This is a genomic window from Patescibacteria group bacterium (assembly GCA_028707065.1).
GTDB lineage: Bacteria > Patescibacteriota > Patescibacteriia > Patescibacteriales > WJLG01 > JAQTUZ01.
In genome coordinates, this window is record JAQTUZ010000007.1 from 27,626 (window position 1) to 41,703 (window position 14,078).

12 protein-coding genes are annotated in these 14,078 nt (G+C 48.4%); 5 read left to right on the top strand and 7 right to left on the bottom strand.

The window, feature by feature from the left end; genetic code table 11:
• Together PHE24_03230 and uvrB are read right to left on the bottom strand one after the other, a co-directional pair.
• Nucleotides 1-273 (bottom strand): hypothetical protein (locus PHE24_03230; GenBank protein ID MDD4902124.1); only part of this gene is annotated, 273 nt, incomplete at its 3' end.
• A gap of 391 nt (nt 274-664) precedes the next feature.
• On the bottom strand, nt 665-2,488 hold the full coding sequence (gene uvrB, locus PHE24_03235; protein ID MDD4902125.1) for an excinuclease ABC subunit UvrB: 1,824 nt from the start codon (nt 2,486-2,488) through the stop codon (nt 665-667).
• 258 nt (nt 2,489-2,746) lie between these two features.
• Here uvrB and PHE24_03240 point away from each other — a divergent pair, with 258 nt between their 5' ends.
• The 4 genes from PHE24_03240 to thrS all read left to right on the top strand — a co-directional run bounded on the left by PHE24_03240 (nt 2,747) and on the right by thrS (nt 6,235).
• A complete protein-coding gene (locus tag PHE24_03240) occupies nt 2,747-3,040 on the top strand; it encodes a hypothetical protein (protein MDD4902126.1) in 294 nt (97 codons plus the stop codon).
• A 372-nt stretch (nt 3,041-3,412) separates the two neighbouring features.
• Nucleotides 3,413-3,760 carry a hypothetical protein gene (locus PHE24_03245; protein MDD4902127.1) on the top strand — a complete coding sequence of 116 codons (348 nt, stop codon included), beginning with the start codon at nt 3,413-3,415 and terminating at the stop codon, nt 3,758-3,760.
• A gap of 338 nt (nt 3,761-4,098) precedes the next feature.
• Nucleotides 4,099-4,452, top strand: coding sequence for a four helix bundle protein (locus PHE24_03250; GenBank protein MDD4902128.1), 354 nt, complete (start codon nt 4,099-4,101; stop codon nt 4,450-4,452).
• 37 nt (nt 4,453-4,489) lie between these two features.
• Nucleotides 4,490-6,235 carry a threonine--tRNA ligase gene (gene thrS, locus PHE24_03255; GenBank protein MDD4902129.1) on the top strand — a complete coding sequence of 582 codons (1,746 nt, stop codon included), beginning with the start codon at nt 4,490-4,492 and terminating at the stop codon, nt 6,233-6,235.
• Nucleotides 6,236-6,506: 271 nt separating this feature from the next.
• Here the strand turns inward: thrS and PHE24_03260 are convergent, their stop codons facing one another.
• Nucleotides 6,507-7,937, bottom strand: coding sequence for a hypothetical protein (locus PHE24_03260; GenBank protein MDD4902130.1), 1,431 nt, complete (start codon nt 7,935-7,937; stop codon nt 6,507-6,509).
• 414 nt (nt 7,938-8,351) lie between these two features.
• On the opposite strand from PHE24_03260, the gene PHE24_03265 reads away from it, so the two are divergent.
• Complete coding sequence (locus PHE24_03265) at nt 8,352-9,497, top strand: hypothetical protein (GenBank protein MDD4902131.1); 1,146 nt, start codon at nt 8,352-8,354, stop codon at nt 9,495-9,497.
• A gap of 394 nt (nt 9,498-9,891) precedes the next feature.
• On the opposite strand, the gene PHE24_03270 is transcribed toward PHE24_03265, so the two are convergent.
• The 4 genes from PHE24_03270 to PHE24_03285 form a co-directional block, all read right to left on the bottom strand.
• Nucleotides 9,892-10,947 carry a hypothetical protein gene (locus tag PHE24_03270; GenBank protein ID MDD4902132.1) on the bottom strand — a complete coding sequence of 352 codons (1,056 nt, stop codon included), beginning with the start codon at nt 10,945-10,947 and terminating at the stop codon, nt 9,892-9,894.
• A 232-nt stretch (nt 10,948-11,179) separates the two neighbouring features.
• On the bottom strand, nt 11,180-11,386 hold the full coding sequence (locus PHE24_03275) for a hypothetical protein (GenBank protein MDD4902133.1): 207 nt from the start codon (nt 11,384-11,386) through the stop codon (nt 11,180-11,182).
• Nucleotides 11,387-11,680: 294 nt separating this feature from the next.
• A complete protein-coding gene (locus tag PHE24_03280) occupies nt 11,681-12,811 on the bottom strand; it encodes a hypothetical protein (protein MDD4902134.1) in 1,131 nt (376 codons plus the stop codon).
• Between the two features lie 31 nt (nt 12,812-12,842).
• The gene (locus PHE24_03285; protein ID MDD4902135.1) at nt 12,843-14,078 is read right to left on the bottom strand and encodes a PIF1 family DEAD/DEAH box helicase; all 1,236 of its coding nucleotides are present in this window, start codon (nt 14,076-14,078) and stop codon (nt 12,843-12,845) included.

Genomic DNA, 14,078 nt, shown 5'->3' on the forward strand with positions numbered 1-14,078 from the left:
GAACAGGTCTTCGAGATCCTCCGCCGGAATTTCCGCGGAGATCCTTTTGGCCGGCAGCTCAATAGTGCGATATTCTTCTCTTTCGCTGCCTACCGGCGAAATCAGCGTTTCAATCGCCCAACGAAGATCCGAAGGGTGATCGAACCAGCGGAAATCTCCGGCTTCAAGATCCAGCAAACAAAGCTGAAACCCCTTGCCTTTGCTCTTACGGAGATTCCTCTGCACCGGGCCGTAGTAAAACTTGGGGCTTTTCGTAGCTGTGGCTTGAGCCATAAGCACGTCCTCCTCTGGTGGATGGTTGTTGTGAAAGAAACCTATTTATCTAGGCATTAAAAATGCCCTTTATATCAAATGTACACTAAAGAATAACTCTAACACAATTATTATTATTTGTAAATACCCCGAACAAATTGAAAAAGCCGGACACCCAAAGGTGCAAGGCCTGCAATCTCGATCCGACAAAACGCTCAAGCGGCGGAATCGCTCCGCCGAATTGCGCAATAATTTATACCAGCGATCTTATTCGCGGATAATTATAGATTAACGCCAACGAATTTAGCTGTCAACCGATCGGTTCTCTCTGCCATGCAGCAGTCTCCCGCAGACCCCCGTGCCATGCACCCCCCGTGCCATGCAGCAGTCTCCCGCAGGGGACTGCTGCGATTTAACCGATCGGTTCATGGAATTTCGCCTCGGCGCGGCGGGGAATGATGTTATGCTCGCGGTTGTATTTTTCCTGGATGCGGCGGCGGCGGCGCGTTTCATCGATGGCGAATTTCATCGCCGGAGTGATCTTATCGGCATACATTATCACTTTGCCTTCTTCGTGGCGGGCGGCGCGGCCCATCGTCTGTATCAATGCGGTTTCGTTGCGCAAAAAGCCGGAGATGTCCGCGTCCAAAATAGCGATTAGGGAAACTTCGGGCAGATCCAATCCTTCGCGCAAAAGATTTACGCCGACCAGGCAATCGTAGGCCCCTTCCCGCAATTCCCGCAAGAGCGCGACGCGATCAAAAGTTTCCACTTCGCCATGCAGATATTTCACTCTGATCCCGGCTTCGGCTAAAAAATCCGCCAGCTCTTCGGCCATCCGCTTGGTCAGCGTCGTCACCAAAACGCGCTGATTGCGATCGGCTCTGGCGCGGATCTCGCCCAGCAAATTTTCAATCGAGCCTTGATTGGGCCGAACTTCCACTTCCGGATCCAATAAGCCGGTCGGGCGGATGATCTGCTCCACCACTTGCTTAGAATTTTTAAATTCGTATTCGCGGGGCGTAGCCGAAACATAGATCACTTGATTGACTTTGCTTTCAAATTCGGCAAAGGTCAGCGGCCGGTTGTCGCGGGCAGAAGGCAAGCGGAAACCGAATTCGATCAAAGTGTCTTTGCGCGAACGGTCGCCGAAATACATTCCGCCGATTTGCGGCAAAGTGACATGCGACTCATCAACGAACATCAGATAATCAGACGGAAAAAAATCGATCAGCGTCGCCGGCGGCATTCCAGCCGCGCGGCCGGACAAATGGCGGGAATAATTCTCAATCCCATTGCAATAGCCGATGGTCTCGATCATTTCCAAGTCATAGCGGGTTTTCTTATCAAGCCGATAAGCCTCGACTTCCTTGCCCTGCTTTTTCAATTCTTTCAGCCGTTCTTCCAATTCCTCGCGGATCTTCACCATTGCTACCTTCATCTTGTCAGCCGGCGTCATAAAATGCTTGGCCGGCAGAATGATGATTTCCTCAAGTCCAGTCCCTGGCGCTTTCGATAAGTCGCGCGTCCAAACCGGTTTTTTCTCGCCCGGATTGATATTATAAATTTTTATCTTCTCGATCGTATCGGCCATCAGAATAATCCTGACGACCGCTTCGCCGGTCGCCAGATGAATATCCAGATTTTCGCCGCGGACCCGGAATTGGCCGCGCAAAATTTCCAAATCATTCCTTTCATATTGGATGGAAACCAGCTCGCGCAGAATATCATTGCGCTTGATTTTCTGCCCGACGGAAAATTTTTTGCTCATCGCCACGTATTCTTCGCGTTCGCCCAAGCCGTAAATGCAGGAAACGCTCGCGACAATGATCACGTCGCGCCGATTGATCAAAGACTGCGTGGCCGCATGGCGCAAGCGGTCGATCTCTTCGTTGATCTGTGTTTCCTTCTCTATATATGTATCGGTTTGAGGAATATAAGCTTCCGGCTGATAATAATCATAATAAGAAACGAAATAATGCACCGCCGCCTCGGGAAAAAATTGCTTGAACTCGCTGTATAATTGCGCGGCCAGAGTTTTGTTGTGCGAAATGATCAAGGTCGGCCGGCTCTCGGCGGCGATGATATTGGCCATGGTAAAAGTCTTGCCTGATCCGGTCACGCCTAAAAGCGTCTGGTCGCGCCAGCCTTTGGCCAATCCTGCCTCCAGCTTTTCGATCGCCTGCGGCTGATCACCGGTAGGATTGTAATTTGATTCAAGGTTGAATAAAGACATGCTGATTAAATGTTATTCGTTATGGTCTGCCGGCTTGTCCGCCTCCTTGTCCGCCTAGGGCGGAGGGCGGGCGGCTGCTTGCCCCGAGCGAGCGGCAGCGAGTCGAGGGGATCACCGGTGAGGAGATAATCAGATTGTAGATTAAATAACGGCGTAATAATGCCAAACACTTTATCAAAATAAGACTGGGTTGACAAGGCGCCAGCTGGATGGTAATTTATAGCCACCTCACTTCGTCAAAATTTTCAAGGAGGGAATATGAAATCAAGGAAAATCGGCGATCCGGTTTCTGTCTTGGGCAGAGTTGTTTTCGACAGAAAAAATAAGAAGTTTGGCCGGTTAATTTGCCTGCGACCGATTGGCGGGGAAATCGTCGCTATCGATCTTACTTCTATAAGAAAAAAGGCTGAAATCCCGAAAAAAATCAAACACTGCGAGTTTAAAGCGATTGGCACCTACGTCGGGAATATTCATGATCCGACCGGCAAAACAAGCGCTGAAATCAAACTGATCAAATCCAGCACTATCATCCTCGAGACCAGTTACTTTTAGCCGCATCTTCCCGATCGCACTCTCTCAAAGGGCTCTAAATATGAGCTCTTTTTTTATTTGACTTTATAAGCGCTCATTTGTTTGGCCATTTCTTTCTCCAAAACATCAACCCGATTGGACAGCGGACCGGCCGCGGCCGCGATGACAACGTAAGCGACGATCAGAGAAACCACCGCCGAGATTGATCACGCTGACGATGATCGAGAGCGGCATTCCGCTCTTATTCTTAGCCGGGGCGGCCGCGATTTGTTCGGAAAATTGTTGATCCAAAAAAATTTAATTTACTATTTTATTTAATAATTATACCATAACGCCCGACTTGACTAAAATCGGATTACTTAATAGAATACTGGCAACTGAAAGGAGGCGGTTATGGCTGAACCATTGAGCTCTTTTTTGAAAGGGATAATCGTTGACGCGCGAAATTATTCGGATGATCGGGGAATAGACAGGATCAGGATAGTCCTTTACTGTCAGGAAACCGAGACGCTGGCCAAGATCGTCTTGAAGAGTAAGCTGGCTAAAGCTTGGGAGAAGGAAATGCCCGAAGTCATCAAGAAAAGGACCAAATTCTACTTCGAAGGAATTTTGGTCAACTATCTGGGCGAAATCGTTACAGTCGCGACAAAAATGGCGGTCCTCCTCTCGGCGCCGGTAAAACAAGCCGCGACGCGGATAGTGCACGAAACCGATCAGGTCTTCGCGTCTTCCGTCCCCTGATCATTTTTGGCAAAATGTCACCCCGCGCCCTTGATCTCCAAGGGCTTTTTATTTGGATTGACAAGCGGGATAAAAAGGCCTAAGATACTAAGTAATCGAACGGCGATTGCCGCGGCCACCAACCGCGGGACCGATTCCCTTTTTACGGGCTAAGCCGTCATTAAACAAGTCTTGTCGGAAAAGCCGATGGGTAAAGCCGGGTGGAACCACGAACAGAGCGAAGCTCTGAATCTCGTCCCAGCGCAGAATAGTCATTTATGATTATTTTGCGTTCGGACGAGATTTTTTTTATGCGCCAAGCGCATAAAAAATTACAAATTATTAATTACAAATTACAAATGAAGGAGGGCAATTTAATTTTGGAAAAGAGCTATTCTTTTTCACTAAGAATAATAAAACTTTACAAATATTTAACCGAAGCAAAAAGGGAATATATTTTGTCTAAACAAGTTCTACGAAGCGGAACGTCGATTGGCGCCAATGCCGAAGAGGCGGTCGGTGGACAAAGTTATAAAGATTTTGCCGCCAAAATTGGCATCGCCTACAAAGAAGCCAGAGAAACCAGATACTGGTTAAGATTGCTTAAAGATGGTCAATATTTAGAAAATTTGTTTGCCGAATCTATTACCAAAGATTGCGAAGAAATCTGTCGAATATTAAGCAGAATACAGATCACTTGTAATAATAAATAAAATAATTTGTAATTATTAATTTGTAATTTCTAATTTTATGAATTCTCTCGAAACAATCCGCCACTCGTTATCCCATGTCCTCGCGTCCGCGGTCGCGGAACTTTATCCCGACGTTAAATTCGCCATCGGCCCGGCCATCGACACCGGCTTTTATTATGATTTTGATTTTGGCGACCAAAAGATCGGCGATGCCGAATTAAAAGAAATTGAGAAGAAAATGGAGCATCTGGCCAAACAGAATCTGCCAATTACAAATGACAAATTACAAATTGACGAAGCGATAAAAAAAGCCGAGAAAGAAAACCAACCGTATAAAAAAGAATTGATCGAAGATTTGAAAAAGCAGGGAGAAAAAGAAGTAAGCTACTATACGGTCGGAAAATTCACCGATCTATGCAAAGGCCCGCACATCGAAAATACCAATCAGATTCCCAAAGGCTCGTGGAAACTGAACAAGCTGGCCGGCGCTTATTGGCGCGGCGATGAAAAAAATAAGATGCTCACCCGGATTTACGGCTTGGCATTTGCCTCCAAGGAAGAATTGGATAACTATTTAAAAATCCTTGCCGAGGCGGAAAAAAGAGACCACCGCAAATTGGGCAAAGAAATGGGCTTATTCATTTTTTCCGATCTGGTCGGCCCCGGCTTGCCGATCTACACGGAAAAAGGCGCGATCGTCCGGAGGGAAATAATCAATTACTCCAACGCCCTGCAAAAAACGATCGGTTATCGCGAAGTGCACACCCCTAATATCACCAAGGCGGAATTATTCAAGGTTTCCGGCCATTATGAAAAATATCAGGCCGATATGTTCAGGGTCGTTTCCCACTATACCGAGGAAGAATATTATTTAAAGCCGATGAACTGCCCGCATCACACGCAAATTTACGCCTCGACGATGAGAAGCTACAAAGATTTGCCGATCCGCATCGCCGATTTCGCCAATCTTTATCGCGACGAAAAACCGGGCGAACTTTCCGGCCTGACCCGCTTGCGCTGCTTTTGCCAGGACGATGGCCATTGTTTCTGCCGCGAAGACCAAATCAAACAAGAATTCATCGCCGTACTGGGGATTATCAAAAAAGCCATGGAGACTTATGGCATGAAATACAATGTGCGCTTATCGCTTTGGGATGAAACTAAAAAAGAAAAATTTTTGGGCGACCCTTCAACTTGGGAAAAATCGCAAAAAATTCTGGAAGAAATTTTAATCGAAAGCAAGATTGATTATTATAAAGCTGTCGGCGAGGCCGCGATCTATGGGCCAAAAATGGATTTGATCTCCAAGGATTCGCTCGGGCGCGAATGGCAAATTTCCACCATTCAACTGGATTTCATCATGCCGCGAAGATTCGGCCTGACTTTTATTGATTCGGACGGCAAAGAAAAAACTCCGGTAATGATCCACCGCGCCATTGTCGGTTCGCCGGAAAGATTTATGGGAATTCTGATCGAGCACTATGCCGGAAATTTCCCGGTCTGGCTCTCGCCGGTGCAGGTGAAAATTTTATCAGTCGGTGAACATCATCTTGATTATTGCCGCGAATTGCTCGCCAAATTCCAAGCTCAAGAAGTGCGCGCCGAACTCGACGATTCCGACGAAACCGTCGGCAATAAAACCCGCAAAGCCGTCAACGAAAAAATCCCCTATATCCTGGTCGTCGGCGATAAAGAAATGGCTTCAAACACTCTGGCAATTCGCGAACGAGGGCAAAAAGATTTAAAAAATATGAATTTTGACGAATTAGTTGAAACAATAAAACAGGCGAGGCCAAAAATTTAGTCGGCCGTCCGTCATCGTCCGCCGTAGTCCCGCCTCGGGACGAAGGCGGAGAGCGCGGCTCAAGAGACACCAAAGAAATGGATCTGGCTGAACTGGTAAAAATAATTTCCGACTCCAAACCCAAAATATAAAACTAAAAACCCCGGATCAAACTCCGGGGTTTTTAAAATTGTGCCATGCTGCAGCCTTGATCTTAAACGTTTGCGGCTGAAGCGAATTTTAATATTTTAAAAGAGCAGCCCGCATGAACTGCTCTTTATTTGATTTGATCTTAAAGACGATTTCTTCTTGCCATACGCGGACGATCGTCCTCATCGGATTCGATATCCCGAAGGCGATTGCCGACCATATCTTTGACATATTGATTTTCTCCGCCCAGCTGGTCGTAAATTGCCAGAGCTTCTTTGGAAAAACCTTTTAAAAAATCCCTTACCCGCTGGTCAACGATGTCTTGGATACAGTTACGATAATTACGAGAATACTGGTGTTCAATAAAGGCCAGCTCGCGAAGATTTGCCAGGGCCCTCAGGTCGTTAATGCCGGCCAGAATCCGTTCGCCGCGTTCCAGTATCATCTGCCCGACAGCCGCGTCGTTTTCGTAATATTCTTTGTAAAGGCTGATTATCCTGCGAAAGTCGCGGACTTCATTAAGCTGGCGGCGGATTCGGCAAACTAATTCCATCTTGGGCTTGGACTCGGCGACGAAAAAACGATGCCAATACAACATGGCTTCCAGAGAATAGTTCCACTTCGGCATGACATTCATCATCCGCCGCTCAACCATCAGATAGGAATGCGAACCGACTTTGAACTCAAGCAGATAATTGACCAGACTATCAAAATACTCGGTCTTTAAAAGTATCTGCCCAAGCAGGCTTTCCAGATATTCTTCCTGGCCAGATCCTGTTTCGGCCTGACCGATCATCTTCGCCACCGAAGACATTTCCCCCCGGCTCAAAGGAGCGTCATGATGATTAAGGTAAAGTTCCATCAGCCGCTGATCAGCCGCTTCGCTCACCTCTTGGCACGCCCAGCCGCCGGTCCAGATAAGCGCTCGGCCAACATCATGCTCCTCGCTAAGCGATTTTTTAATCGCCGGAATCGAAACTTCCCAGCGCGGCGAGTTTTGATCAACGCCCCGCAGATAAGGCACAAGCGAATCGACCGGAAAAAGATCGATTTTTCTTTTGATCTCCGCGGCGATTTTTCCTTCAATGGCTCCCCAAACCTTTGGTCCGATAAATCCTTGGCCATTTTTAAGCCTGATTAAAGAATCCGCGTCGATCGCTTCGAACCTTTTGGCAAGAATGTCTTCCAAAATAGTGCTGGAAGGCACTAAGGAAATACTATAAAAATTATTGGCCAGGCGAGAAAGAGAATCGATCAATCCGATCCGCTTAACCTTTTCTTCCAGCAGGCGCAGCCCGACCTTGGAAACCGAATCATTCGGCGATAATCTGTCGTTCGCCAGCTGAACGTATCGGCCCAGCTCCGGCAAATCATCATCGCTTCGAGAAAAATCGGCAATAAACCTTTGTCTGATCTTGCCCAGCAGTTTTTTCTGCGCTACGGCGTTGTCGGAGTGTCCGACATAATCGCTCAGAACTGATCCGAGCTTGTCTATTTCCGGGACTTTCTGGCAGCTCATCGCGCCAGCCAGCAAAAACAGGGCAAAAAACCCGAAAGAAACTATCTTTTTCATAGATCCTCCTCTTTGATATGGTTAATTTTCAAGGTCCAAAAATCATTGCAACTTACCATACAAACAATATTTTGTCAACCATACCATATTTGCCGGGATGCTGGCCCAAAAATATCTCGAACAAACCTGTTAATCGCGAGAGATACCAAAGAAATGGATCTGGCCCAACTCGTCAAAATAATTTCCGACTCCAAGCCAAAAATATAAATCCATTGAGAAACCCGGTTTATTCCGGGTTTTCTTTTACCCGGAAAGCGCGAGAAATATTGCTTTTGTCGGCAATAATTTTGCCTAATTGTCGGGCGTTTTAAATAGTGATATAATAGGGACGAAAAAAACGAATGGGTAAATTTGATAAATTTATATAATTAACCAGACGGCCGCAAATTAATTTGCCTCCGTCGCGGCAATTTTATGAAAAAAAATTACCTCTTTGCCGGAATTATCGCCGTGATCATCGTGCTGATCGGCGTTTACGCCATCATGGTGTGGCAGCAGCCCAAGCCAACGGTGGCACCGATTCCGGAAATCAAAAAAACCGTGATCGCCCCGTTCTTGCCTGACGCGACTTCGACGGCGCTGGCGGTCTCAACCGTCCCGGCCAATGGCGACGGCAATCCTTACGGCGTCGCTTTTGTCCCGGCGAATTTCCCGGGCGGCGGAACGATCGAATCAGGAGACGTGCTGGTCTCCAACTTCAACAACAGCAAAAATCTCCAAGGCACGGGTTCGACCATCGTCCGCATCACCCCGGACGGAAAAATGTCGCTCTTTTATCAAGGCGCGCCGACTCTCGGCTTAACCACCGCTTTAGCCGTGCTCAAAGAAGGATTTGTCATCGTCGGCAATATGCCGACCACCGACGGCACCAGCGCCACGGCCAAAGCCGGCTCGCTTTTGGTGCTCGACAAAAATGGCAAGCTGATCAAAACTCTCACTGACACTGAGCTGATCAATGGTCCGTGGGACATGTCAGTCAATGACAATGGCGTCAACGTCCAGGCCTTTGTCAGCAACGTGCTCTCCGGCAACGTCGTCCGTTTTGATCTTAAATTCAATCTTACCACGCTGCTTTCCGAATCCGGCACGATTATCGCTTCCGGTTACGCTCATCGCGGCGATCCGGCCGCTTTGGAAATCGGCCCGACCGGCCTTTACTACGACGCCGGCAATGATTCGCTTTTGGTCGCGGCCACGGCGGACAATGCGATCTATAAAGTCGTCAATGCTTCGACTTTGTCGTCTGACGCGGGAAAGGGCGTGGTATTTTATCAGGATCAGGTAAATCTGCACGGTCCGCTCTCGGTGGAAAAAGCGCCGAACGGCAATTACATCACCTCTGACGGCGATGCGATCAATCCGAGCGACGCTAATACTTCCGATTACACCGAATTTTCCGCGGCCGGAAAATTCGTCAAACAATTATCGGTCAGCGGTACAGCGGGCGGCGCCTTCGGCTTTGACATCCAAGTTATCGGCACAACGGCGAAATTCGCGGCCGTCAACGATAACGTCCCTAACCTCTTGATCTGGACGATCCCGCTCAAACCGATGGAATAAATCATCGATTCGACAGTCGTAATCATAAAACCCGCGGGCGTTTGTCCGCGGGTTTTTTATTTACGCAAAATTCCCCTAATTTAGTTCTGTCGCAGTCTCCGTCTCCTTCGGCAAGCTCGGGACAGGGCGGGACTGCGACGGCAAACATACGAAGATCAACTTTAATCTACCGGCATAAAATCAAACAGCCACATTCCTCTAACGGGAAACTGTGGCCGAACTAAAAACAAAAAGCCACCGCGCTCTCACGGCGGCTTTTTTATTTTAAACAATTCCCTTTTATAAAGAGACTTGTTTCCGCCTTCTTGCCCGCCTCGGGCGGAGGGCGGAAGGATAAAAAAATTCCCTTAAGCAAAAAAATTCTTAAGGGAATTGTCCGGGCAACTTTTTGAGGCTATCTTTTGGCTATAGCTTCGGAAGCGCGAAGCAGATTTTTCGCGAACCGCTTATTCATCCAGCGATAAAGTTTGGCATCTTCCGCCGCTTTGTCGCGGGGGCCGAATTTATCAATATACCCGGCGCCGATCGCCAGAACATAGCAGGCTGAAGCGATATTGGAAGCTGCCAAGCCGGAATTCGCGCAGCCAAGAATTTTATCCAAGGCGCGAAAATTATTCAGCTTGATCTTCCTCAAACAACTTTGATAATCGCCCGAATTTCCGCCGTAGCGATCAACCAAACTGTCAACATAATGCTGGAAGCTGCCGCCCGTGGCCGCGTTCATAATAGTGAATTCAAAACGATGAAGCATCATCTCATCAGCAGCGGTCGTTACTTGTCCGCGGCAAACCTTATCCAGATAAGCATGGCCCATCTCATGCCAAAGCAAACCGGCAAACAATTTGTCCGGCAGATCAATGGCCGCGATCATTAAAGCCCTCCAATCATCGCGATAGAACAGCCAGGCGTCATCATCACCGATCTGATCTCGGGAAATAAAGCAAACTTCCAGATATTGCTCCATTTCTTCTTGTATCCGGTTCATGTTTTCTTCTTTATCCACCCCACGCGGAACCAGTTCGGTTGTGAACGAAATGCCATGGTTGAAAACAGTCGTACGATAACCGGGAAATTCGGCAACAATTTTTTCCGCTAAAGCATTAACGCCGCGATAACGATTGATGGTCTCAACAACCTTGGCTTTCTTCTGCGCGATGGTCTCGGCTATTTTAATCACGCCCTCTTGCGCGGGAATCACGATTCCATCGGCATTTTTTTCGCCGAACGAATCGATCGAGTTAAGCCACCAGCCGTCATTCTCGGTTTGCTCTTTTTGCGCGTGCTCTCTCGTATAAAGAGAGGTGGTTGCGGCCAAATGATAATCCTGGCTATAGCCGTAAAAATCAATGGCAAGAAAAGATACTGCAACGGCGCACAAAGCGCCAAACGACATTAACGCCCATTTCAAAACGGTCTTTTTTGTTGAAGAGCTCTTCACCTTGTCAACCATGGCGATCCTCCCGGGAAAAATGTTTGGGTTATGTAAAAAAAGAGCAGCCCCAAACAATAACAAATCATTCTCTTCTTGTAAAGCCAGTCTCGCGCCAAAGTTTGATCATTCTTTCCACTAAAAAACCGCCTTCAGTTGGCGGTTTTATCTTATAATTCCCCTCCTGCCCGAGGAGGGGTTGAGGTGATGGGAGCGGGGCGGTTTGCCGAAGTTATCAAATCAATTTAAAAATTCACAAAGCCTCTTCCAGCTCGGCCGCCTCGTCCTCGTCAACGCCATATTCATCCATAACATCCCGCACGTTCTCCGCCGTCTCCGCGTCAACGCCCTGGCTCTCCATAATTTCCGCCACATCTTCATCGACTTCTTCGCCGCCATCCTCGCCCGATCCCCCTTCTTCCCTGGGATCATCTTCATTTGGATTTAAATCATCTTGCATATTAAAAAATTATATAAATAATTCCCCTCTATTAAGAGGGGTGGACTCGCGCCATGCGAGGACGGGGTGTGTAGAAAAGTCCCCTCTCGAGAGGGGTGGCAGGCCGCCTCGGCCTGACGGGGTGTGTTACCGCTTTTTTATTGAACCATTTTAAATGACTCGACAACCTTACTAATTATTCCCCTCTATCAAGAGGGGTGGACTCGCACCGCGCGAGGACGGGGTGTGTAGAAAAGTCCCCTCTCGAGAGGGGTGGCAGGCCGCCTCGGCCTGACGGGGTGTGTTACCGCTTTTTTATTGAACCATTTTAAACGACTCGACAACCTTATTGATGATCCCCGGCGAATCAGCCCCTTCCTTCTCGCATTGCGCGGTGAATTCCTCGGCGCCCTTGCCGCTGACAACCCCGCAATCACTGGTAAAGTGCTTGGTAAATTGCAGCAAGGCGCAGCGATCGGCCGAACCGGGAATCGCCGTCGTGTAAAAATAAGTCGCGTAAATGGTGCCGGCCGCGGCTCCGCTGAATTCTTGGACGCAAAAATTTCCTTTACGCGCGGGCGGGACAAATTGGCAGAATGTTCGTTTGTCCTGGCTGATATGATTATAAATACTGTCGGACGGATTATAAATGCAAGGGCATTCTTTGGCCATATTACAAGTAACCTCAAAAGCTCTCGGCCCTTCGTCAAAATATCCGGCCGGCGTTGTTATCTGATAATCCTTGCCCAACTGCAATTCGCGCAAAACCTGGCCGGAGCTGACCGAAGAAGAAGACACGGCGTAATAGAAATTAAAGCTGGCCAAGATCGCCTCGAGCGTTGCCGGCGCGACAACATTATTTTTGTTAAGGCACGCGTCGCGGTTCGGGCCGGCGTCATAATTTTCACAGCGGACATATTGGATAGTCATCTCCACGGCGACGCAACTCCCATTATTAACATTAGTGTAGGCGTAAGTGGTAAAAGATGATCCGGCCGCGCCTTCGGACCAGGTTTGCGTGCAAAACCGCTCGCCACCGATATCTTGCCGGCCGATTTTTACCATGCCATTTTTAATCAGGTCATCAATGTTCGCTGCGCCGTCGATCGCTACCGGCGGGCAGGTTTGAGCGAACTGATCCGCGTTACAGCTAAAAAGCTTAATCACCGGCTTGCCATCGCCCGGGAAAAAATTCGCCGGATACTTGAATTGATAATTTAAAACCGGATCGCTGAAAACCTCCCACCCGCTCGTATCGATCTTCGTCGACGTTACAGCTTGCTCCCCCGTTGAAGTCGCCTTCGGCGTCACTTCCGGCGCCTGTTGCACCGGCACCGGCGCCACCCTCGGCAGATTCGGCGTTGAAAAAGGATAAACACTGCACCCCGCCAGCACAAAAATCCCCAACCCTAAGACGAAAAATTTTGAGATTGTTTTTTTGTTCATAAAAATAATGTAATTAGTTATCGCTTTAATGCTATTTCTTTCTAATTTCTTTGTCAAATGCGGTAATTCTTTCGCTCACTTGCAAAGACATTTCGTTCAGGCCGAGAAGTTTCAAGCCGTCCAAGGTGCGGACGCGGGACAGGGCGACATAGCCCATCCCCGGCTCGAAACAGCCGGACAAATCTATTTCCGCGCAGTCCATGCTCAAGCCCTGGCTTTTGTGGATCGTGATCGCCCAGGCAAGCTTCAACGGCAGCTGGATTATTTCCGCCTTAGTTTGTCCGCCTTCTTCAATGGTCCAGCTCGCCTTTTCCGCCTCGACTTTGCCGTTCTTGGTTTGAATGATTGGCATATTGGCGCCGCTGAAACCGGTAACGCGGCCCATCGTGCCGTTGACGTAAATCGGCGTATTGTTGGAAAATTTATTGCGCACGAACATCACGATCGCGCCGACTTTCAAAACCAATTCTTCCGGCGCCAGACAGCCGCGCATCAAATTTTCCACCAATTTTTTTGAGCCCTTACCGGACATCGCGTAAGTTTTGGGCTTGGCGATAATTTTATGCAATTCTTGCTTGTTGATCCGGTCGACGTCGATATTATGCGTATATAGCTTGGTCGGCTTGTCCCAGCCGGAAATATTTTGCATCAAGCGGCTGTTTAATTTTTCTCTGGCCCAGGCGCTAACATTGTCGCCGCGGATCTCGTTTAAAATTTTTAAATAATCAGAATCTTCCTGGCGATGCTGTTCTTCCAGATAGCAGATTTTCAGATCAGCTTTCTGCCACGCCTCGGACTCAAAAGCGAATTTTTTCTCGCCGCCCTCGCGGACGACCGGCGGCAATTGGAAAAAATCTCCGCAGGCGACAAATTGCAAGCCGCCGAACGGCTTGATGCTTTGCCTAACCGCCTGGCAGACATGATTGACCATCTCCAAAACATTCGGCGGCAGCATCGAGATTTCATCAATGATCAAAACTTCGGCCGCGCTGATCCGCTCCGCGACTTTTTCATTCCACATTATTTCCTTAATATCATCGCGCATCAAATTTTCCTTGATGCCGATCCCCGCCCAGGAATGAATCGTCAGCCCGCCCAAATGCGTCGCCGCGATGCCGGTCGAAGCCGTGATCGCCGCCCGAATCTTATTCGCCTTCAAATACTCGGCGAACTTGTTTAAAACAAAAGTTTTTCCCGACCCGGCCGGCCCGGTGAGAAAAACATTCGCCCCCGACTTCAAAATATCCAAAGATTCCGATTGCGTCAT